The organism is Sphingomonas gilva (assembly GCF_003515075.1).
GTDB lineage: Bacteria > Pseudomonadota > Alphaproteobacteria > Sphingomonadales > Sphingomonadaceae > Sphingomonas > Sphingomonas gilva.
The window spans coordinates 899,616-921,122 of the sequence record NZ_QWLV01000001.1; the positions used below are offsets into that span (position 1 = coordinate 899,616).

15 protein-coding genes are annotated in these 21,507 nt (G+C 67.7%); 6 read left to right on the plus strand and 9 right to left on the minus strand.

The features are described 5' to 3' along the window. Window positions 1-19: 19 nt before the first annotated feature. From D1610_RS04185 to D1610_RS04195, 3 genes are all read left to right on the plus strand, one after another. Window positions 20-934 carry a formylglycine-generating enzyme family protein gene (locus D1610_RS04185; RefSeq protein ID WP_118862816.1) on the plus strand — a complete coding sequence of 305 codons (915 nt, stop codon included), beginning with the start codon at window positions 20-22 and terminating at the stop codon, window positions 932-934. Between the two features lie 101 nt (window positions 935-1,035). Then, window positions 1,036-2,592: an alkaline phosphatase D family protein gene (locus D1610_RS04190; protein WP_118862817.1), complete on the plus strand. Its 1,557-nt coding sequence runs from the start codon at window positions 1,036-1,038 to the stop codon at window positions 2,590-2,592. Window positions 2,593-3,069: 477 nt separating this feature from the next. Next, a complete protein-coding gene (locus tag D1610_RS04195; protein ID WP_118862818.1) occupies window positions 3,070-3,600 on the plus strand; it encodes a dihydrofolate reductase family protein in 531 nt (176 codons plus the stop codon). Here D1610_RS04195 and D1610_RS04200 read toward each other — a convergent pair. Together D1610_RS04200 and D1610_RS04205 are read right to left on the minus strand one after the other, a co-directional pair. After that, entirely contained in the window at window positions 3,575-4,909 is a 1,335-nt protein-coding gene (locus D1610_RS04200) for an MFS transporter (RefSeq protein ID WP_118862819.1), read from the minus strand. The two genes, D1610_RS04195 and D1610_RS04200, sit on opposite strands and share 26 nt — an antisense overlap. A 61-nt stretch (window positions 4,910-4,970) precedes the next feature. After that, window positions 4,971-6,353, minus strand: coding sequence for a sulfatase family protein (locus tag D1610_RS04205; RefSeq protein WP_118862995.1), 1,383 nt, complete (start codon window positions 6,351-6,353; stop codon window positions 4,971-4,973). Window positions 6,354-6,553: 200 nt separating this feature from the next. Between D1610_RS04205 and D1610_RS04210 the strand changes: the two genes are divergently transcribed. Next, window positions 6,554-8,122 carry a sulfatase gene (locus tag D1610_RS04210; RefSeq protein ID WP_425453198.1) on the plus strand — a complete coding sequence of 523 codons (1,569 nt, stop codon included), beginning with the start codon at window positions 6,554-6,556 and terminating at the stop codon, window positions 8,120-8,122. A 22-nt stretch (window positions 8,123-8,144) separates the two neighbouring features. Here the strand turns inward: D1610_RS04210 and D1610_RS04215 are convergent, their stop codons facing one another. Together D1610_RS04215 and D1610_RS04220 are read right to left on the minus strand one after the other, a co-directional pair. Beyond that, window positions 8,145-8,513: a hypothetical protein gene (locus tag D1610_RS04215; protein ID WP_118862821.1), complete on the minus strand. Its 369-nt coding sequence runs from the start codon at window positions 8,511-8,513 to the stop codon at window positions 8,145-8,147. Continuing rightward, window positions 8,510-9,250 (minus strand): SGNH/GDSL hydrolase family protein, encoded by a 741-nt coding sequence (locus D1610_RS04220; RefSeq protein ID WP_118862822.1) that lies wholly within the window; start codon window positions 9,248-9,250, stop codon window positions 8,510-8,512. Before D1610_RS04220 ends, D1610_RS04215 begins: the two co-directional genes overlap by 4 nt. A gap of 140 nt (window positions 9,251-9,390) precedes the next feature. Between D1610_RS04220 and D1610_RS04225 the strand changes: the two genes are divergently transcribed. Further along, complete coding sequence (locus tag D1610_RS04225; RefSeq protein WP_118862823.1) at window positions 9,391-10,620, plus strand: ROK family transcriptional regulator; 1,230 nt, start codon at window positions 9,391-9,393, stop codon at window positions 10,618-10,620. 113 nt (window positions 10,621-10,733) lie between these two features. On the opposite strand, the gene D1610_RS04230 is transcribed toward D1610_RS04225, so the two are convergent. From D1610_RS04230 to D1610_RS04250, 5 genes are all read right to left on the minus strand, one after another. Continuing rightward, entirely contained in the window at window positions 10,734-12,239 is a 1,506-nt protein-coding gene (locus D1610_RS04230; RefSeq protein ID WP_118862824.1) for a tryptophan halogenase family protein, read from the minus strand. Continuing rightward, window positions 12,236-13,486, minus strand: a complete 1,251-nt coding sequence (locus D1610_RS04235; RefSeq protein ID WP_118862825.1) for an adenosylmethionine--8-amino-7-oxononanoate transaminase — start codon at window positions 13,484-13,486, stop codon at window positions 12,236-12,238. The genes D1610_RS04230 and D1610_RS04235 overlap by 4 nt, the downstream gene beginning before the upstream one ends. After that, window positions 13,483-14,112, minus strand: a complete 630-nt coding sequence (gene bioD / locus D1610_RS04240; protein WP_118862826.1) for a dethiobiotin synthase — start codon at window positions 14,110-14,112, stop codon at window positions 13,483-13,485. The genes D1610_RS04235 and bioD overlap by 4 nt, the downstream gene beginning before the upstream one ends. Next, window positions 14,109-15,233, minus strand: coding sequence for an 8-amino-7-oxononanoate synthase (locus tag D1610_RS04245; protein ID WP_118862827.1), 1,125 nt, complete (start codon window positions 15,231-15,233; stop codon window positions 14,109-14,111). The genes bioD and D1610_RS04245 overlap by 4 nt, the downstream gene beginning before the upstream one ends. Before the next feature lie 89 nt (window positions 15,234-15,322). Next, window positions 15,323-18,061 carry a TonB-dependent receptor gene (locus D1610_RS04250; protein ID WP_118862828.1) on the minus strand — a complete coding sequence of 913 codons (2,739 nt, stop codon included), beginning with the start codon at window positions 18,059-18,061 and terminating at the stop codon, window positions 15,323-15,325. Window positions 18,062-18,560: 499 nt separating this feature from the next. Here D1610_RS04250 and D1610_RS04255 point away from each other — a divergent pair, with 499 nt between their 5' ends. Then, window positions 18,561-21,485: a TonB-dependent receptor gene (locus tag D1610_RS04255; protein WP_118862829.1), complete on the plus strand. Its 2,925-nt coding sequence runs from the start codon at window positions 18,561-18,563 to the stop codon at window positions 21,483-21,485. Window positions 21,486-21,507 lie beyond the last annotated feature (22 nt).

Genomic DNA, 21,507 nt, shown 5'->3' on the forward strand with positions numbered 1-21,507 from the left:
GAACATCGATCGGCCGGGCATGCGGCACCTTTCCGGCGGGACGTTCCGGATGGGGTCGGACCGCTTCTATCCCGAGGAAGCGCCGCCGCGCCGCGTGAAGGTCGATCCCTTCTGGATCGACGAGACGCCGGTCACCAACCGCGAGTTCGCGGCGTTCGTCGAGGCGACGGGCCATGTCACGCTCGCCGAGATCGCGCCCGATCCCGCCGACTATCCCGGCATGGACCCGGCGCTGGCGCGCGCCGGATCGCTGGTGTTCCAGCGCACGGCGATGCCCGTGCCGCTGAACGATCCCGGCCAATGGTGGGCCTTCGTGCCCGGCGCCGACTGGCGCCATCCGACCGGGCCGGAGAGCGGGATCGACGACATCCCCGACCATCCCGTGGTGCAGATCGCCTATGACGACGCCGCCGCCTATGCCGCCTGGGCGGGCAAGGCGCTGCCGACCGAGGCCGAATGGGAGTTCGCGGCGCGCGGCGGGCTTGAGGACGCCGATTACGCCTGGGGCGACGAGCTGGCGCCGGGCGGGGAAGTCCTGGCCAATTATTGGCAGGGGCTGTTCCCGGTTTCGAACCTGCGCGCGGACGGCGGCTATCGCACGACGCCGGTCGGCAGCTATCCGGCGAACGGCTACGGCCTGTCGGACATGATCGGCAATGTCTGGGAATGGACGCGCGACTGGTTCACCGAGGCGAGCAAGCTGGCGCCCAAGCGGGCCTGCTGCGCCATCGACAATCCCCGCGGCGGCACACGCCATGCCAGCTTCGATCCGACCCAGCCCGGCGTGCGGATCGGGCGGCGCGTGCTGAAGGGCGGATCGCATCTGTGCGCGGCGAACTATTGCCAGCGCTACCGCCCGGCGGCGCGGCATGCGCAGATGATCGACAGCTCCACCAGCCATATCGGCTTTCGCTGCGTCGCGCGCGGCGGTTAGGCGCCTCCCAGGCCGCCCTCTCTTTCTCCTTTAGAATATTGATCATATAATTCGGGAAGAATCGGACCGGCGCTAGACCGGCCGCCGGAGGGGGAGACGATATGCAGATGCGCCCGAACCGCCGCCAGGCGACAGCGACGATCCTCGGCAGTGCGGCGCTGCTCGTCGCCACGCGTGGCGCGGCCTTCCGGGCAGCGGACGATCCCTTCACGCTCGGCGTCGCATCGGGCGAGCCCGCGCCCGGCGGCGTGGTGCTGTGGACCCGCCTTGCGCCGCGGCCGCTCGATCCCGACGGCGGGATGCCGCAGGCGCGCGTCCCGGTCCGCTGGGAAATCAGCGAGGACGAAGGCTTCGAGCGCGCACGCAGCGGCACCGCCTTCGCCGAGCCCGACTGGGGCCATTCGGTTCATGTCGAGGTCGACGGCCTGAGCCCCGGCCGCACCTATTTCTACCGCTTCATCGCCGGCGGCGCGGCGAGCCCGACCGGCCGCACGCGGACGGCGCCCGCGATCGGCGCGGCGGTCGATCGGCTGCGCATCGCCTTCGCCTCGTGCCAGCATTACGAAGCCGGCCATTACGCCGCCTACCGCCATATGGTCGCCGACGATCCGGACCTGATCGTGTTCCTCGGCGACTATATCTACGAAGGGAATCCGGGGAGGAACGGCGTGCGCAGCCATCTCAACCCCGAGCCGACGGACCTTGCCGGCTACCGCGCGCGCTATGCCACCTACCGGTCCGACCCGTTGCTGCAGGCGGCGCACCAGGCCGCGCCCTGGGTGACGACGTGGGACGACCATGAGGTGCAGGACAATTACACCGGCGCCCAGAGCAAGTTCCTGCGCGATCCCGAAGCCTTCGCCCGCCGCCGCGCCGCGGCCTATCAGGCGCATTACGAGCATATGCCGCTCAGGCGATCGGCACGGCCGGCGGGCGGATCGATGCGGCTGTACCGCGCGATCGATTGGGGCGGGCTCGCGCAGTTCCAGATCGTCGACGACCGCCAGTATCGCGATCCGCCGCCCTGCCAGCCCGGCGATCCCGGCGGCAAGGCGACGATCGGCCTGCGCCCCGATTGCCCCGGCCGCCACGACCCGCGGCGCACCATGCTCGGCGCCGCGCAGATGGACTGGCTCGACGCGCAGCTGGGCCGCACCAGGGCGCGGTGGAACTTCCTCAGCCAGCAGACCCTGATGATGCCGTTCAAGCGCATCCCGCCGGACACCCCCGATGCGCCGCCCAGCGTCTATAATCTGGATGCCTGGGACGGCTTCACGCCGACGCGCGAGCGCATCGCGCGGCGATGGCGCGATGCGCGCGTGCCGAACCCGGTGGTGCTGAGCGGCGACATCCACAGCTTCGTCGCGGGCGACCATTTCGACCCCGACGACGCGGGGCGGATCATCGCCAGCGAATTCGTCGGCGGATCGATCAGCTCGGGCGCGCGCGACAAGACGCTGAAGCGCGGCGCGTCGCTCAACCCAGGCTTCCACTTCGCCGACAATTCGGTGCGCGGCTATGGCCGCATCGACGTGACGCCGGAGCGCTGCGAGGTGGCGCTGCGCGCGCTTTCCGACGTGCGCGATCCCCAATCGCCGATCGGCGACCTGGCGCGCTTCGCGGTGGAGAATGGCCGGGCCGGGGTGCAGCAAGGCTAGGGTCGGTCGATATTTGCCGGCCTTGCAGGATTTGGGTTCACGCGAAGGCGCGAAGGCGCGAAGACGGTTTTTCACGCAGAGCCGCTGAGAGCGCAGAGAGGTCGGAATCTGTGCGAGGCGCATGCACCCCGCCAGGTTGCGCCAAGCGGACCCCCGCGGAAGATGGGAGCCGCCGGCGCCGCAGGACCACATCTCTGCGTCCTCTGCGCCTCTGCGTGAACCAATCTTCCGAATGCCGATCCGTCTTGGGGCAGATCGATATTTAGCGGGGCGACACCTGGATCATGCAAATCTCCCCGTCGCTCCTGAGCCCGTCGAAGAGTCCGGGGGTACGGGGGAGATTTATGGGGTGGCGGCCTGAGAGTTCAGCGCTCGTGCGCATTCCAGAAACCGCTTGCGATGTAAAATCGGTCGGGCTAGCCTGCGACCGATTGCATAACGCAATCGGAGACGTGCGGTGCGCTGAAGGAGAAGGGCATGGCCAAGCTCGTTTTCGCAATGAACCAGTCGCTGGACGGCTATGTCGACCATGATGCCTTCGCGCCCGACCCCACGCTGTTCCGCCATTTCATCGGAGAGGCCGAAGGGCTGACCGGCAGCGTCTATGGCCGCCGGATGTATGAGATCATGCGCTATTGGGACGACGATCATTCGGATTGGGAGCCCGAGGGAGCCGCTTTCGCCGCGGCGTGGCGGAAGCAGCCGAAATGGGTCGTCTCGCGCTCTTCGAAGCCGGTCGGCCCCAACGCCGCGCTGGTCGAGGGCGATCTTGCGGGCGCTATCCGTGCGATCAAGGCCGAGCATGACGGGGAGATCGAGGTGGCCGGCCCGAACCTGGCGCGAAGCCTCACCGGGCTTGGCCTGATCGATGAATATCGCATCTACCTGCACCCGGTGGTGCTTGGTCAGGGCGCGCCCTATTTCGCCGGCCCCCGGCCGCCGCTCCGCCTGATGAGCCATGACCGGATCGGCGAGGATGTAATCAGGCTGAGCTACGTTCCTGCGTAGGCCCGCGACTCGCCGGATGGGCCGGCGGGGGCAGGCGGCGCTCGACCGCCACCACGCCGAGCGACACGAGCACCAGCGCGCCCGCTAGCAGGAACATCGGCGCGAGCTGGCTGCCGCTGGCCTCCGCCACGCGCGGCACCAGGGTCTGGGCGAAGAAGCCGCCGAGATTGCCGGTGGCGTTGATCGCAGCGATCCCCGCCGCCGCGGCGCTGCCGGTGAGGAAGCGCGGCGGCAGCGACCAGAAGATCGGCTGACCGGCGAAGATCGCCGAGGCGGCGATGCACAGCGCGATGAACTTGGGCACCGCGCCGGGCAGCAGCACGCTCGCCACCAGCGCGGCCGCGCCGATGAGCGCGGGAACGACGATGTGCGCGCTCGAATGCCGCCGCCGCGCCGCCCAGCGCGGCACCAGCCACAAGGCGAGCCCGACCTGCGTCCATAGCGCCGCGTTGATCAGGCCGTTCATCGTGTTCGACACGCCGAAGCCCTGGACGATCGTCGGCAGCCAGTAGCTGAGGCCGTAGGCGGCGAGCGGAAAGCCGATGAAGGTCAGGCACAGCATCAGCACGCGCGGATCGGCCATCGCCTTCCATTCGGCGCGCGGGCTCACCGCCTGCGACGCGTGATCCGCAGCGATCTCGCGCGCCAGCCAATCGCGCTCGGCATCGCTCAGCCAGGGCGCGCTCGCCGGGCTGTCGGGCAGGCGGGCGAGCACGACCGGCACCAGCAGCACGGCGGGCAGCCCGGTCACCACGAACACCCATTGCCATCCGCGGAAGCCCATCAGGCCGTCGAGATCGAGCAGCGCGCCGCCGATCGCCGAGCCGGTGATGTTGGCGACGATGCTCGCCACCATGAACAGCCCGACCGCGCGGGCGCGGTGGCGCTGCGGATACCAGAGGGTGAGCGCGTAGAGCACGCCGGGGAACAGCCCGGCCTCCGCCGCGCCCAGCAGGAAGCGGAGGACGTAGAACATCGGCCCGCTGGTGGTGAAGCCGAGCAGGATGGTGACCAGGCCCCAGCTCGCCATGATCCGCGCGAACCAGCGGCGCACGCCGACGCGGACGAGGATGAGGTTGCTCGGCACCTCGAACAGGAAATAGCCGATGAAGAACAAGGCCGCACCGAGCCCGAACGCGGCTTCGCTGAGCCCCAGGTCCGCCGCCATCTGCAGCTTCGCGTAGGAGACGTTCTGCCGGTCGATATAGGCGATCAGGTAGATCAGCCCGAGCAGCGGCATCAGCCGCCAGGTGATGCGCCGGATCGTCGCCCTTTCCAGCCTGGCTTCGTCTTCTCCGCCGACCGCCATCCCGCCCCCCTTTTAGATTTCCCGTCAGGCTCTAGCGCGGCGCCCCGATATGGGGAACTCCTCACTTGGTGACGGTGCGGTCCTCGTTCAGGTGCGGCGGGGCGTCGAGGCGCATGGTGTCGCCTTGCTCGCGCTGCCATGCGTCGAGGCGCGAGCGGAGCTGCGCGAGGGTTTCGGCATGGCGGGGATCGGCGGCGAGGTTGCGGGTCTCTTCGGGATCGGCGGCGAGATCGTACAGCTCCTCGGCCGGGCGGCGATAATAGGACGCGACGATGCCGCGGGCGCGGGCGTCGGTCTTGGCCGCCTCGCGCCAGGAGGGGAAATAGGTGCCCGAATCGACGCGATCGACGAACTGGTCGATATGGGTGGTGTAGACCCACTCGGGATGCTGGTTGCGGATATATTTCCAGCGATCGGTGCGCACGCTGCGCATCGGATAGACGTTGACCTTGCCGTCGTTGGTGTGGGTGGTGAAGATCTCCGTCCGCGCGGTGCTGCCGGCGCCGCGCAGCACGGGGGCGAACGAACGCCCGTCGATGTCCTTGGGCGGTGTCCCGCCGGCGACATCGATCAAGGTCGGCAGGATATCGACCCAGCTGACCATCGCGTCGCTGCGCGTGCCCGCCTTCACCCGGCCGGACCAGCGCACGACCAGCGGCACGCGCGTGCCCGTGTCGTAGAGGTTCCACTTGCCGAACGGCCATTGCGCGCCGTGGTCCGAGGTGAACAGCACCATCGTCCGCGGGCCGAGGATGCGGTCGCTGGTCTCCAGCACCTGGCCGAGTTCGGTGTCCATGCGCGTCACCGCGGCGTAATAGCGCGCGCGGGCGTCGCGGGTGAGGGGGGTGTCGATCGACTTGCCGGGAAGCCCGACCGCCGCGGGGTCATAGCCCTCCGACGTCTTGGGCCAGGGGACGTGCGGCCAGTTGCTGCCGACGAACAGCGCCAGCGGCCGCGGATCGCGCCGCTTCTTCAGCCACTCGATCGCCGCGGGCACGCCGTCCGGATCGTGGAACGTGTCGTGCGCGAAATGGTCGAAGCCGTACTGGCCGGTCTGGCGGTAATGCGCGACCTTGCCGAACGCGACCACCTGATAGCCCGCCGCCTGGAGATAGGAGGGAAGCTTGCGGATCCAGCTGTGCGGCGCGACCTGGTTGGCTTCGGCGCCGTTGCGCGCCGGCATCAGGCCGGTGAGCAGCGCGGCGCGGCTGGGCGCGCAGGCCGGCGACGCGACGAAGGCGCGGTCGAAGGCGACGCCCTGGGCGGCCAGCCGATCGAGATTCGGCGTGCGGACATCGCGATTGCGATAGGGGCCGGTGTCCTTGTAGCCGAGATCGTCCGCGAGGAAGATCACCAGGTTCGGCCGGGCAGATGGAGCGGAAGAGGCTGCTTGCTGGCCGGACGCCGCGACGGCCGATCCGGCGCCGACGATGCAAGCGACCATGGCCGAGAACGCGCCCTGCAACAAACGCCGTCGCGTCGAACCACCGTGCATCGTCCTACCCCCGATCATGAATCATATAAATGCGATTATAGGCGGCAATCGGATCGTGTCCAGCCGACGGAGACGGGCGATCAGACCCGGTCAGGTGTGAGATGCGAGCAGGCATTGCAGTCCGCATTCGGTGCCGCTAGCCTCTCTGTATGATAAATAAGCTGAAACTTGGATCGAGCGCCCGTGCGGCCGTTGCGGGCATGTTCATGGCCGCGACGGCCGCCTGCGCGCCAATGGCGGGCCCGGCGCGACCGGCAGGCCCCGCGTCGCCGGCTTCAACGGCGCAGAGGCCGAACGTCCTCCTGATCCTCGTCGACGATCTGAAGCCCACGCTTCGCACCTATGGAGACCCGGTGGCGATCAGCCCCAATCTCGACCGGTTGGCCAGCCGCGGGATGCAGTTCGACATGGCCTACGCCAATCAGGCGGTCTGCGCGCCGAGCCGGATCAACCTGATGACCGCGTCGCGTTCGACATCCAGCGGCGTCTACGATTTCGGCGTGAACTTCCGCGATTACCTGCCCGGCGCGGTGACGCTGCCGCAGCATTTCATGGCCGCCGGATATCACGCCGAAAGCATGGGCAAGGTCTATCATATCGGTCACGGCACGAACGGCGACCCCGCGAGCTGGTCGGTTCCGCACCACAAGGACAAGGTGATCGAATATCTCGACCCCGCCAGCACCGGCGGTGTCCCCACCCGGGAGGAGGCGCTGTTCTACGAGGTGCCGGTGAAGGGCGACGACGCCTTCGCCTATGCCCGCACGCTGGCGCGCGGCTCGGCCTGGGAAAAGCCGGACGTGCCCGACGAGGCCTATGCCGACGGCCGGACCGCGGCGCGCGCGATCGAACGGCTGCGCGCGCTTCGGGGGAAGGAGCAGCCCTTCTTCCTCGCCGTCGGCTTCGCGCGGCCGCACCTGCCGTTCTCCGTGCCCAAGCGCTATTGGGACATGTATGATCCGGCGAAGCTGCCGATGCCCAAATTCGAGGATCATCCCGCAGGCGCGCCGGCCTATGCCGGCAAGCAGGGCGGGGAGATCGTCGCGTACAAGCAGATTCCGACCGACGTGCCGGGGAAGCGTTTCCCGGCCGAGCTCAAGCGATCGTTGATCCACGGCTATTATGCCGGCGTGACCTATGTCGATGCGCAGATCGGCAAGGTCCTGGACGAGCTGGACCGCTCCGGCCTGGCGAAGAACACGATCGTCGTCCTGTGGGGCGATCACGGCTATCATCTCGGCGACCACGGCATCTGGACCAAGCACACCAATTTCGAACAGGCGACGCATATTCCCCTGATCTTCGCCGGTCCCGGCATCCGGGGCGGCAACGCGACCGGCCAGCTTGCCGAAACCGTCGACATCTATCCCACCCTGGCGGCTCTCGCCGGGCTTCCTCTTCCGAAGGGGCCCCAGCCGATCGACGGCGAAAGCCTGGTTCCGGTGCTTCGGGATTCCGATGCACGCGTCAGCGACTATGCCTATCATGCCTATCCGCGGCCCAACCGCCTGGGGCAGGCGATCAGGACGAGCCGCTATCGGCTGGTGCGATGGACGCACGAACGGACAGGCGAGAAAGCGTTCGAGCTTTACGATCTGCTGCAGGACCCGCTGGAGACCCGCAATATCGCCGCCGTCCAACCGCTCGTTCGCGACCGGCTGGACAAGATGCTGGACCAGCAGCCCGCACCGAAGCCCACCAGGCGGCGAGCGGATTGAGCCGGCGCCCGGCGACGGGACGTCACCAGATAGCGGGGATGAGCGTCACGGGCTGCGGCGGGTCTACCGGCCGCCAGCCGAGCCGCGCGATCACGTCATTGCTTTCGACCGGTTCGCGGCCGCGCGCGCGGTCGAGCGACCATGTGATGTGGAACACGCTTCCATCGGGCCGGTCGGTCGAACCGTCGACCGCCACCACCATCGCCTGCAGCCCCTCACCGTCGTCGACCTCGCCGACGATCTTCCCCTCGGCCGCAGGGGGGCGCTGGGGGGCCTGGCTGTCCGTGACGAGCGTGACGTGATCGGCGATCGCGTCAGGCCAGATCGGTGCGAAGCGATCGAGCAGCATATTCCGCTCTGCGCGATCGAGCTTCCAGCCGCTGACGGTCATACGCCCATTCGCGCCAGCACCGGCGCCAGCACGCGCTCCATCGCGTCGTAGCCCGCCGGGGTCGGGTGGACGCCGTCATCGGCCATGCCGGGCTTCATCGCGCCCGATGCATCGGCCAGCGCCGGATGATAGTCGATCCAGGTCGCATCCACCTCCGCCGCATAGCTCTTGAGCCAGCGGTTGAGCGAGGCGATCGGCGCCTTCACGTCGAGGCCGGGCCGCCAGGGGAAGGCGCCCGCGGGCGGGATCGAGGCGAGGATCACCCGGCTGCCGTTCGCCTTGGCGAGCGCCGTCATCGCGCGGAAATTGTCGCGCGTCGCCTCCTCGGTCATCGGCCCGGTATTGCCGGCGATGTCGTTGGTCCCGGCCATGATGTGGACCACGCTGGGCTTCAGGTCGATCACGTCGGGCTGGAAGCGCACCAGCATCTGCGGCGTCGTCTGCCCGCTGATGCCGCGGCCCACCCGGCCCGCCTTGAAGAAATCGGGCCGCTTCTCGTGCCAGCCCTGGGTGATCGAATCGCCCATGAAGACGATCCCGACCGGCGCGCCCGCGGCGAGCACCGCCGCGTTTTCGTCGCGATAGCGGAACAGGTGCCCGTAGTCCTCGCGCAGCAGCCGCTGCCAGCGCTCGTCCCAGCTCTCCTCTCTCGGCGCGGTCTGCGCGCGCGCCAATCCGGCGCCAAGCGGCAGCGCCAGCCCCGCCAGCAACAGCTTCCTGCGATCGATCGCGCTCATAATTCGCCCTGCATCGAACAGACGCCCTCCCTCACCGATGATTAAATTAATTGGATTGTGTTATGACTCTCGCTTATCCGGCGCACCATGTTGCAGCATCATAGCGCCGGAAGAAAGGTCGAACGCCGGAGCGTACGGACATGACCGGCCGCATCCGCCTGTCCGGCACCAACCTGGAGCGCGCCGCCGATCACAACCAGCGCGTGACGCTGCATGCGATCCGGGTCAACGGATCGCTGACCCGGATCGATCTCGCCAACATCACCGGGCTGACCCCGCCGGCGATCGCCAACATCACCAAGCGGCTGCTGGGCGAGGGGCTGATCGCCGAAGCCGGGCGAAGGCGCGGCGGCAGGGGCCAGCCGCCGACCAAGCTCGTCATCAACCCCGACGCGTGCTTCTCGGTCGGCGTGAATATCGACCGCGATCACATCACCATCGTGATCGTCAACTTCCTGGGCCACACCATCGCGCGCGTATCGCGCGAGGTGGAGTTCGCGCTGCCTGCCGACGTGGGCGATTTCTACCGTGCCTCCATCGACGGACTGATCGACGGCGCGGGGATCGACCGCGGACGGATCGTCGGCGTCGGCGTCGCCATTCCCGACGATCTCGGGCTGGTCGACCTGCCGGGCCGGCCGGCCGCCTATGCCGAATGGGAGACGGCCAATCTGGAGGCGCTGTTCGCGGAGCCGCTCCGCCTGCCGGTGTTCGTGGAGAACGACGCCGCCGCCGCGGCGATGGGCGAGCTGCAGCTTGGGCGCGGGCAGAGCTGCGCGTCGTTCTTCTACATCCTGATCTCCTCGGCGCTGGGCGGCGGCCTGGTGGTGGACGGCGCCTATTTCCGCGGCGCGCATGGGCGCAGCGGCGAGCTCGGCTTCCTGCTTGCCGACGACGGCGCGGGCGGGCGGTCGCAGGTGCAGAATTACGTCTCGCTTTCGGGCCTGTCGCACCCGCTGGCGGCCGCGGGCTTCGACATCGTCGCGATGCTCGACGCGGCGGGCGAGGATGCGCGCATCGAGCCGGTCGTCGACCGCTGGATCGAAGAGGCGGTGCGGCGGCTGGCCGAACCGGTGGTGGCGATCAACTGCCTGATCAACCCCGCGGCGATCCTGATCGGCGGACGACTGCCGGGCCGATATGTCGATCGCCTGGCCGCGCGGCTGAACGCCGATCTGGCGGAGCGGGCGACCAATGTGCCGGTGATCGCCCCGGTCGAACGCGCGGTGCTCTCCGCCGATGCGCCGGCGGTGGGCGCGGCGATCCTGCCGTTCAGCCATTTCCTGCTGCCCAAGCCGGGCGCGCTGTGGAAGGCGCCCGCCGAGGCAGGCGGAACCGAGGCGCCGGGCGCGGCGTGGGCGGCGATCTGACGCGCAGCGGCGTCGCGCGTCGGTCAAGATGCGAAAGCATCGCTCCCTTTTTGTTCCTAGCTGTGCGTCAAAATCGGCTCCGTCCCGATGCCTCCATATGGTTATAACCCGCTCTAGACCGGCGACGCCGCGCAGTGGCGGGCGATATAGTCGGCATGCGTCGGCATCTGCCGGGCCGCGGCGGCGTTGGCTTCGGCGATCTGGCGCATCGCCGAAAGCACGCGCGCATCGTCCATCGAATCGACCATCGGATCATAGCCGTCGGGCATGATGTTCTGGCCCAGCATCACCGCCACCCAATTGGGTATCGCGAACAGATCATGATCGTAGCGCAGCACGCGGCCCTTTTCGCGGAACAGCGCGATCTTGTGCGCCAGCGAATCCGGGATCGGCATATCGCGGACGTAGCGCCAGAAGGGCGTGTCGTCGCGGCGCGTGGCCTTGTAGTGAAGCACGATGAAGTCGCGGATATATTCGAACTGATCGATCATCAGCCGGTTGTATTCGTCGCGCTCGACGGTGCTGAAGCGGGTGTCCGGGAACAGCCAGAACAGCTTCGAGATGCCCGTCTGGATCAGGTGGATGCTGGTCGATTCGAGCGGCTCTATGAACCCGCCCGACAGGCCCAGCGCGACGACGTTCCTGTCCCACAGCCGCTCGCGCACGCCGGCGGTGAACGACAGGCGACGCGGCGCGCCCGCCGCCGCCCCGTCGAGATTGGCGAGCAGCAGGGCCTCGGCTTCGTCGTCGGCCATGTGCGCGGCCGCATAGACGATGCCGTTGCCGGTGCGGTGCTGGAGCGGGATGCGCCATTGCCAGCCGGCGGGCCGGGCGGTGGAGCGGGTATAGGGGAGCAGCGGCTCGGTGCGTTCGCACGGCGCCGCGATGGCGCGGTCGCAGGGCAGCCAATGCGACCAGTCGCGATAGCCGACGCCGAGCGTCTCGCCGAGAAGCAGGCTGCGAAAGCCCGAGCAATCGATGAACAACTCGCCCGTCACGCGCCGCCCGTCGTCCAGCACGACTGCTTCGACGAAGCCCGTCTCGCCGTTGCGCTCGACCGCGGCGATGCGGCCTTCGATACGGGTCACGCCGTGCGCCTCGGCGCGACGGCGCAGAAAAGCGGCGTAGAGCCCGGCGTCGAAATGATAGGCATAGCCGAGCCCCGACAGCGGCGAGCGCGGATCGGGGACGGGCCGGGCGAAGCGGCCGGCGGCGGCGGCCACGCTCGACATCGAATAGTCCGAAAGCGGGCCGATCCCCGCCTCTGCCCGATGCTTCAGCCAGAACTGGTGGAAGGCGACGCCCTCGAAATCGCGGCCATGTTCGCCGAAGGGGTGCAGATAGCGCTCGCCGATCGCGCCCCAATCGACGAACTCGATGCCCAGCTTGAAGGTCGCTTGCGTGGCGCGGACGAACTCCGCCTCGTCGATGCCGAGCAGCCGGTTGAAGCCGAGGATCGGCGGGATCGTCGCCTCGCCGACGCCGACGGTGCCGATCGCATCGGATTCGACCAGCGTGATCGTCCGCCGGCCATCGTCGAGGAAGCGCGCGGCCGCCGCCGCCGCCATCCAGCCGGCGGTGCCTCCGCCGACGATCACGACCGATCGGATGGGGTTCATCGTGCCGTCTCCAGATACTCGCCGAGGACGGCGTAGATTTTCGCCAGGTCATCGTCATCGATGCAATAGGGCGGCATGACGTAGACGGTGTCGCCCAGCGGGCGGAGGAGCACGTCCTTCTCGCGGCAGAACGCCGTCAGCCGAGGGGCGGCCGCAGACAGATAGCCGGTGCTGGCCGCATCGATCTCGAACGCGGCGATCGTGCCGATCCGGCGGGCGTTGCGGACGGCCGGGTGATCCGCCAGGCGATCGAGCTGCGCCTGCTGCCTCCCGCCGAGATCGGCGACGCGTTCGAGCACGGGCTCGTCGCGCCAGACGGCGAGATTGGCGTTAGCGGCGGCGCAGGCGATCGGGTTGGCGGTGTAGCTCGACGAATGGAAGAACATGCGCGCGCGATCCTCGGACCGGTGCGCCTCGAAGATCGCCGGGGTGGCGAGCGTCACCGCGAGCGGCAGCGAGCCGCCGGTCAGCCCTTTGGACAGGCACAATATGTCGGGGACGATGCCTGCCTGCTCGCAGGCGAGGAGCGTGCCCGTCCGACCCCAGCCGGTCATCACCTCGTCGGCGATGAACGGCACCTCGTGACGCGCGCAGATCGTGCGCATCTCGGTCAGCAAGGCGGGCGTGTAGATGCGCATGCCGCCCGCGCCCAGGATCAGCGGCTCGACGATGAAGGCGGCGGGCGCTTGCCGGCAATGCGCCTCGAGCGCGTCGAGCGTCTCCTGTTCGCGGCCCGGTTCGGGGAACGGCACCGTGCCGACATCGAACAGCAGCGGGGCATAGGCCCGGTTGAACACGCCGCGCGCGCCGACCGACATCGCGCCGATCGTATCGCCGTGATAGCTGTGCTCCATCACCAGGATGCGGTCGCGCGGACGGCCGCTGTTCGCCCAGAAGCCGAGCGCCATCTTGAGCGCGACCTCGACGCTGGTCGAGCCGCTGTCGGAAAAGAACACATGGACGAGCGGCGCGGGCGTCATCGCCACGAGCGCGCGCGCCAGCGTCTCGGCGGGCTCGTGGGTCCAGCCGGCGAAGATGATCTGGTCGAGCCGGGCGGCCTGCTCGGCGATGGCGGCCATGATCGTCGGATGGTTGTGGCCGTGCGTCGTCACCCACCAGGACGAGATGGCGTCGACGATGCGCCGCCCATCCGCGGTGTGGAGCGCCGCGCCCTGTGCATGAGTGACGAGCGGGATCGGCTCGCCAAGCCCGTGCTGGGTGAAGGGATGCCAGACCGGCGACGTCATACGGCGAAATCCTCCACGCGGAAATGCGCGGCGAAGGCGCGGGCCAGACCGTCGCGATCGAGCGGGTCGAGGTGGGGGAGGCGGCCCAGCCGCCGGACATCGCCCATCGCCGCGATCGTCGCCTCGCTGTCCTCGTTCGCCTCGCCGACAAAGGCGATGCCGGCGATCGCGATGCCGCGCGCGCGCAGCGCCTCGATCGAGAGCAGGCTGTGGTTGATCGTGCCGAGCGCAGTGCGCGCGACCAGCACCACGGGAAGCGCCCAGCGCGCGAAGATGTCGGCGAAGACCAGATCGCGGGTGAGCGGGACGAGCGCGCCGCCGGCGCCTTCGATGACGAGGCGATGGCCGCATCCGGGAAGCACGAGCCGGGCCGGATCGATCGCGACGCCGTCGAGCTCGGCGGCGCGGTGCGGCGAGCAGGGCGTGCGCAGGCGATAGGCTTCGGGCAGGATGCGCTCCGCGGGCAATCCGGAGAGCCGCGCCACCAAATCGCTGTCGGTCTCCTCCTCGAGCCCGGCCTGGACCGGCTTCCAATATGCGCCGGCGAGCGCCCCGGCGAGCGCGGCGGCGAACACCGTCTTGCCGACGCCGGTATCGGTTCCGGTCACCACCAGCGCGGGGCTCATGCGAGCGCCTCGCCCAGCGCTTCGGCGAGCGCGGTCACATCGCCCGGTCCGACGTTGAGCGTCAGCGATATGCGCAATCGCGAGGTGCCGGCGGGCACGGTCGGCGGACGGATGCCGCGCACGTCGAAACCCGCCGCCTGGAGCCGGTCAGCCGCGCGCATCGTCCGTGCGTCGTCGCCCAGGATGATCGGCACGATCTGCGATCCCGTCACCACCGCACCGTGGGGGGCGAGCGACCGTTCCGCGACACCGATCAGCGCCCGCAATCGCGTCCTGCGTTCGGGTTCCTCGACCAGCAGCCTGAGCGCTGCCCGGACCGCCGCCGCGACGAGCGGCGAGGGGGCTGTGGAGAAGATGAAGGGGCGCGCTCGATTGATCAGGAAATCCCGCACCACCCGCGGCCCGCACAGCAGCGCGCCCTCACAGCCCAGCGCCTTGCCGCAGGTGCGCAAGGTGATGACGTTCTCCGCCCCTTCATAGGCGGCGGCGAGCCCGCGCCCGTCGGGACCGAACACGCCGGTGGCATGGGCCTCGTCGATCAGCAGGACGGCGTCGTGGCGCGCCGCAAGCTCGGCCAGCGCCGGCAGCGGGGCGCGATCGCCGTCCATGCTGTAGAGGCTTTCGACCGCGATCCACACGCGCCCAGCACCTCCCGCACGGCGCCAATCGCCGATCGCATCGGCGAAGGCGTCGGGATCGTTGTGCGCGGCCGCGCGATGATCGGCGCGGCCGAGCCGCATGCCCTCGTGCGCGCTCGCGTGCACCAGCGCATCATGGACGACGAGGTCGCCGCGCTGCGGCAGCGTGGCGAGCAAGGCCGCGTTCGCCGCATAGCCGGTGGAGAAGAACAAGGCGCTTTCGCAGCCGAAGAAGCGTGCCGCTTCTTCCTCCAGCGCCTGATGCTCGGCGTGGTTGCCGCGCAACAGCCGCGATCCGCCAGACCCCAGCGGCACGCCGCGCCCGATCGCCTCGATCACCGCCGCGGCAAGCTGCGGCGATGCCGCCAGGCCCAGATAATCGTTCGAGGAAAAGTCGAGGCCGGCCCTGTCGATCGGCTTCCGGCGGCGGCCCTGCGCCGCCAGCGCGGCGAGATCGCGAATATGCGTTTCGAAGACCGACATCGCCGGTCCCGTAGGGGGCATCGCGCCTTTCTTCAAAAGAAAAGCCCCGCCGCATCGCTGCGGCAGGGCCATCTTTCGCTGGGCTCGTGTCAGAAGCCCAGGCGGACCTTCACGCCGTAGAAGCGCGGGGTCGAGGGATAACCGGCATAGGTGCCGGTCTGCTCGGGCACCGCGAAGCCGGTGATGTTGTAATATTGGTTGGTCAGGTTCTCGACGAAGAACTCGCCGCGGATGTTGCCGTCCTCGGTCTGCACGCCGACGCGCGCGGCGATCAGCGGATAGCCGGGATTGCGCACGATGCCGCGATCGGGATTGAAGGGATCGCGGCCGGAAATCTCCACCTCGCTGTTGTAGCGCATGTCGATGTGAAGCAGGCCCTGGATGCCGGCGGTCAGCTCGGGCGTATAGGTCATCGCGGCGGTGACGATATTCTCCGGCTGGTTCTGGATCTGCCGGCCTTCCAGACCTTCCAGCGGCGTGCCGGTGAAATCGTTGCTCTCGTCATATTTGGCGTCGAGATAGGTGTAGCCGAAACGGAAGACGAGGTCGCGCGCAGGCTGGACGATGGCTTCCGCCTCCACACCCTTCGAAGTCGACGAGTCGATGTTCTGGACGACGAAGTTGTTGCCGCTGAACACCAGCGACTGAAGGTCGTCATATTTGGCGTAGAAGGCGGCGATGTTGAAGGTGAACTCGCGCGCGATGCTCGTCTTGAAGCCGATCTCGTAGGAATCGACGCTTTCCGAACCGAATTCGAGATCGGAGCCCTGTGCGCCGTTGCCGCCCAGCAGCACCGAATCGAAGGTCGCCTGGTCGAGATTGTAGCCGCCCGACTTGTAGCCGCGGTCATAGCTCGCATAGCCCAGGATATCGGGCGAGAAGGCGTAGGACAGCTTGACCGTGCCGGTGACCTTGCTCTCGTCGCGGTCGTGATTGTAGTTGCCGTTGAACTCGGTGTTCACCGCAGGGTTGCAGCTCAGCAGGAACAGGTTGTTGAAGAGGCCGAGGTTGCGCAGCACGTTGGCGTAGGCGGTCGCGGCGGGATCGCCGGCGCGGACCTGCTCGAAGAAGCCGCAGCTGCCCAGATTGTTGTTGATCGAGGCGTCGAGCTCCTTCTTCTCATAGTTGAAGCGCGCGCCCAGGGTCAGCTTCAGCTGATCGGTGATGTTGACGATATTGTGGGTGAACGCCGCGAAGGCGTTGGTCTTGACCCGGAACACGTCGTTGTTGTTGCCCTGGCCGGCTTCCGCGTCGGGCAGCGGCGAGGCTGCGAGGCCGAGCAGGCCGGGAATCGGCGCCGAGGGGAAGCCGGGGATCACGCACAGGCTGGACGGCGCCGTGCCCGCCTGCGCGCGGAAGCAGCCGACCAGCGGCGCGAGCTGCGCGCCATAGACCGCCTGCAGCGCCGGCAGCGAGTTCGGCACCGCCGGATTGAGCAGCACGGCGCCCGGCGTCGGCACGCTCGTGCCGAGCGAGCCGAAGAACTGCACCGAGCCGCCGAAGCTCGGCCCGGCGAGCGCGTTGAAGATCGAATCGACGTACCGGTTGCCGTCGTTGCCGATCCGCACGGTATCGGTCAGCTCCAGCGTCTCGTTCAGGTAGAAGCCGCCGACGAGGAAATCGACCGGGCCGACCGTGCCCTGCAGGCGCAGCTCCTGGGTGAAGTCCTCCAGATCGACGCGGTAATCGTCGCGATAGGCGCGATCGATCCCGGAAAAGTCGATGTCCTGATCACGCAGCGCGCGCCAGTTGCGATAGGCGGTGATCGAGGTGACCGAAAGATCGTTGCCCAGATCGTAGTTGAGCTCGCCCGAAATGCCCCAGTCGCGCACGCGCTCGGCATAGTCGCGGTTCGGCGAGATAGCCTGGATGCGATCCGAAGGTGGGCCATTGTAAAGGCCGTCCAGGCCCTGGGCGGCGGCGATGCCGTCGATGATCGGTCCGAACGCGCCGGGAATCAGGTTGACCGCGCCGCAGCAATTCTCGTCGGTCTCGGCGTAATCGCCGATCAGGCGGAAGGTCAGGTTGCCGGTGTCGACCAGCGCCTGCGCGCGGACATTGTAGCGATCGATGTTGTTGATCGCCCGGTCGCTGTTGGCGTCCTGGATATAGCCGTCGCGCTTGCGGTAGCCGCCGTCGACGCGCAGCGCGATCTGCTCGCTCACCGGGCCGGTCAGCGCGCCCTTGATGCCGTAGGCGTCATAGTTGCCGTAGCTGCCTTCGACATAGCCGCCGAAATCGAATTGCGGCCGTGCGGTGAAGATGCTGAGCGCGCCGGCCGAGGTGTTGCGGCCGAACAGCGTGCCCTGCGGCCCGCGCAGCACCTCGACGCGCTCCAGCTCGGGCAGCTCCGAGAGCGCGACGCCGGCGCGGCTGCGGAACACGCCGTCGATGAAGACGCCGACCGCCGGCTCGAAGCCGGGATTGTCGCCGCCGGTGCCGATGCCGCGGATCGACAGCGAGGAGCCGGTGGCGGCGGACTGGCCGGTGGTGGTCTGGAGGGAGGGAGCGAGCTGTTCGAGGCCGCGAATGTCCACCACGCCCGCATTCTGCAGCAGTTCGGAGCCGACCGCGGTCACCGCCAGCGGCACGTCCTGCACGGTCTCGCTGCGGCGCGTGGCGGTGACGATGATGTTGTTGCCGGACTGGTAATCCTCCTCCGCGACCGTCGATTCCTGGGCGACCGTGGGCTCCTGCGCGACCGACGCGTCCTCGGTGGCCGACACATCCTGGGCGGGGGCGCCGGTGGTGTCCTGCGCCAGGGCCGGCTGAGCGAGCGTTCCCAGCAGCATAGCGGTGCCGCACAGCAAGGATGTCCTGATAGCCATTCAATATCCTCCCAAGGTTGCGATGCCGGAGCATCGTCGCGGTCGTTCCCGCATCTATCGAAGGCGCTCGCTGCCCTTATGTGACAATCGATCGCCCGATTTGTCCCGGACGATACGGCCGGGCGCGGCATAGTCCACGCAAATCTGGCGGAAAACCGGGAGTCTCGGACGATTTCGTCACTCGGCTATGGCTTTCCCGCAACAGCGGATTCAGCCCTTCCGACAGATGACGCTACGGCAAGGCCGGGATGTTGCGGCGCGCCATGCGTCGGCTCGTTCGACCGCAAAGAAAAGATGATCGCGTGATCTACGGACCGGCCCTGGCCGAAAGTCAAATTTGCTGCGACGCAACAGAAGGCACCCCGAAACCATGGATTCCAAGATTCGGTTTGCCCGCAACAACGTCAGTTGACGTAACGGCAAAGACGTTTCAAGATTCGGGTTCAGACGATCCGTGACCGGTTCGGTACAGGGACGCTGTACTTGGGGGAGGAAGGGGATGTCGAAACTCGGCCTGGTTGGCGTATCCACTTTTGCGCTGCTTGCCGCCGCGCCCGCCTGGGCGCAGGATACCAGCGGCGAGGCGCCTAGCGGCACGGCCCAGTCGGTCGATCAGGCTGCGCCCGAACAAGGCGGCATCGCCGACATCATCGTCACCGCCCAGCGCCAGTCGCAACGGCTGCAGGACGTGCCGATCGCGGTCACCGCCTTCACCGCCGAGGCGCTGGAGGAGCAGCAGATCGAGAATGCGAGCGACCTGCAGATCACGCTGCCCAACGTCACCTTCACCAAGACCAACTTCACCAGCTCCAGCTTCACCATCCGCGGCATCGGCGACCTGTGCGTCGGCGTGACCTGCGACAGCGCGACCGGCATCCATATCAACGACATGCCGCTGCAGAACACGCGCCTGTTCGAGGCCGAATATTTCGATCTCGAACGGATCGAGGTGCTGCGCGGGCCGCAGGGCACGCTGTTCGGCCGCAACGCGACGTCGGGCGTGGTCAACTTCATCACCGCGCGCCCCGACCTGTCGGGCTTCGGCGCGGCCGGCGAGTTCGAATACGGCAATTACGATTCGATCAAGGGCAAGGCGATGATCAACCTGCCCATCGGCGAGACGCTGGGCATCCGCCTTGCCGGCACCTACGTCAACCGCGACGGCTATACCTACAACCAGTTCGACGACACGCGGATCGACGATCGCGATCTCTTCGCGCTGCGCGGGACGCTTCGGTGGGAGCCGGGGCCCGACACGACGCTTGACCTGATCGGCTATTATTTCCGCGAGGACGACAACCGCTCGCGCATCCAGAAGCAGCTCTGCCACCGCGATCCGACCGGCATCCTCGGCTGCCAGCCCGACCGGCTGGAGAACGAGACGCTGAACGGCAACGCCACGCTCGCGGCGATCCAGAGCTCGCGCGAATTCCTCGGCATCGTGTCGGGCGGCCTGCTCACCGGCTTCGGCCTGGGCAGCGTATACGGCCCCGACGTGTTCGCCGGCGTGGTGAATCCGGAGGACGCCCGCACCGTCCGGGTGGACTACACCCCGACCTACTTCGCCGAGGAAGAACAATATACGCTGAAGCTGATGCACGATTTCGGCCCGGTGTCGTTGAACGTCACGGGCGGCTATTCGCGCGGTGAGATCGCGTCGCGGTCTGACTATCTGCTCGCGGTCGAGAACCCGTACGTCAACAATCCGGGCCTGTTCCAGCTGGCCGGCGCGGCGGCGCTGGATCCGGCGACATGGGGGCAATTGGCGGAGAACCTGATACCCAACGGCCCGAACGGCGGCATCTGTCAGTCGGACGCGGACCCGAACGGCGTGGGCGTCCATGGCGGCAACAGCGTCGGGTGTTTCGCGTCGAGCCTGGACTTCGACGAATCGAGCCAGAGCAACAAGCAGTATTCGGCCGAGGCGCACATCGACAGCTCGTTCGACGGCATGTTCAACTTCCTGCTGGGCGGCATCTATTTCCAGACCGAAACCTTCGACAACAACTATTTCGTGAACAGTTTCGGGCTGGACTATGCCAGCGGTCTGCTGGGCGCGGCCAACACCGGCGGCGCGGCATTCTTCGCCACGCCCTTCTATCGCAACCACACCAAATATTATCGCCTGAAGTCGTTCGGCATCTTCGGCGAGACCTATTTCGACCTGACCGATCAGCTCAAGCTGACGCTGGGCCTGCGTTATAACGACGATCAGAAGTTCGTTCGCGCGCGCACCACCTATCTGGTCGATTCGGCCGGGGTGAACCCGGTCGTGCCCTATGGCTCGGACAGTCTCGAGGACGCGCTCAACTATCCGGCGCTCGACTTCAACGCGAGCGTGCCGGGCGTGCAGGAGTTTTCGGAAGCCGAGGTTTCCTTCTCGCGTCTCACCGGGCGTGCGGTGCTCGACTATCAGATCACGCCCGACAACCTGATCTACGCATCCTATTCGCGCGGCTACAAATCGGGCGGCATCAATCCGCCGCTGTCGCCGGTGTTCGCGGTCGAGACGACCTTCCTGCCCGAGACGGTCGACGCGTTCGAGATCGGATCGAAGAACACCTTCGGCAACGGCACCTTCCGGCTCAACCTGACCGCATTCTACTACAAGTATCAGAACCTGCAGCTCAGCCGCATCGTCGCCCGCACCTCCGTCAACGACAATGTCAACGCCGACATCTACGGCGTCGAGGCGGAGGCGATCGTCAGCCCGATCCCGGCCTTCGTCGTCAATATGAACGCGAGCTACCTCAACACCAAGGTGAAGGACGACAAGTTCCTCTCCAACCCGCGCGATCCCTCTGGCGGGCGGTCGGACGTGGTGATCATCAAGGACGTGACCAACGCCTCCAACTGCGCGGTGGCGCCGACCGCGGGCGGATCGGCGGCGATCGCCAACGGCTTCGTCGCGCAGTTCAACCAGGCGGTCGGCCTCGCCGCGCCGGTGGCGGTGCCGGGGACCAGCGCGACCGGCGCGTTCAGCATCTGCGCCAATCTGGCGGCGGCGGCGGCGGCCGGGGTGCCGGTCGAGGTGCTTGGCAGCGGCGTCGCGGTCAACATCCGGGACAATCACCTGCCCCAGGCGCCCGAATTCAAATTCTCGGTGGGCGCGCAATACACCATCGACCTGGGGGACAGCGGCATGACGATCGTGCCGCGCGCCGACCTTGCCTATACCGGCAACAGCTACGGCACGATCTTCAACCGCAATATCGATCGGATTCCGGGCTATGAGGTGGTCAACGCGCAGATCCAGCTGAACGGCGCCGAGGACCGCTGGTACGCGCGCGCGTTCGTCCAGAACCTGACCGAGAACAACGCGATCACCGGCATGTATGTGACCGACCAGTCGTCGGGGCTGTTCACCAACGTCTTCACGCTCGAACCGCGGCGCTACGGCGCGGCGATCGGCTTCAAATTCTAGAAGAGTGTGGGGCGGGGAGGGG

Bases quoted from the DNA above. Each gene is read 5' to 3' on its own strand.
- D1610_RS04250 (WP_118862828.1), bottom strand. From the start codon at position 18,061: ATGGCTATCAGGACATCCTTGCTGTGCGGCACCGCTATGCTGCTGGGA.
- D1610_RS04185 (WP_118862816.1), top strand. From the start codon at position 20: ATGCGGCACCTTTCCGGCGGGACGTTCCGGATGGGGTCGGACCGCTTC.
- D1610_RS04220 (WP_118862822.1), bottom strand. From the start codon at position 9,250: ATGAGCGCGATCGATCGCAGGAAGCTGTTGCTGGCGGGGCTGGCGCTG.
- bioD (WP_118862826.1), bottom strand. From the start codon at position 14,112: ATGAGCCCCGCGCTGGTGGTGACCGGAACCGATACCGGCGTCGGCAAG.
- D1610_RS04245 (WP_118862827.1), bottom strand. From the start codon at position 15,233: ATGTCGGTCTTCGAAACGCATATTCGCGATCTCGCCGCGCTGGCGGCG.
- D1610_RS04255 (WP_118862829.1), top strand. From the start codon at position 18,561: ATGTCGAAACTCGGCCTGGTTGGCGTATCCACTTTTGCGCTGCTTGCC.
- D1610_RS04215 (WP_118862821.1), bottom strand. From the start codon at position 8,513: ATGACCGTCAGCGGCTGGAAGCTCGATCGCGCAGAGCGGAATATGCTG.
- D1610_RS04210 (WP_425453198.1), top strand. From the start codon at position 6,554: ATGATAAATAAGCTGAAACTTGGATCGAGCGCCCGTGCGGCCGTTGCG.
- D1610_RS04190 (WP_118862817.1), top strand. From the start codon at position 1,036: ATGCAGATGCGCCCGAACCGCCGCCAGGCGACAGCGACGATCCTCGGC.
- D1610_RS04195 (WP_118862818.1), top strand. From the start codon at position 3,070: ATGGCCAAGCTCGTTTTCGCAATGAACCAGTCGCTGGACGGCTATGTC.
- D1610_RS04205 (WP_118862995.1), bottom strand. From the start codon at position 6,353: ATGGTCGCTTGCATCGTCGGCGCCGGATCGGCCGTCGCGGCGTCCGGC.
- D1610_RS04225 (WP_118862823.1), top strand. From the start codon at position 9,391: ATGACCGGCCGCATCCGCCTGTCCGGCACCAACCTGGAGCGCGCCGCC.
- D1610_RS04230 (WP_118862824.1), bottom strand. From the start codon at position 12,239: ATGAACCCCATCCGATCGGTCGTGATCGTCGGCGGAGGCACCGCCGGC.
- D1610_RS04200 (WP_118862819.1), bottom strand. From the start codon at position 4,909: ATGGCGGTCGGCGGAGAAGACGAAGCCAGGCTGGAAAGGGCGACGATC.
- D1610_RS04235 (WP_118862825.1), bottom strand. From the start codon at position 13,486: ATGACGTCGCCGGTCTGGCATCCCTTCACCCAGCACGGGCTTGGCGAG.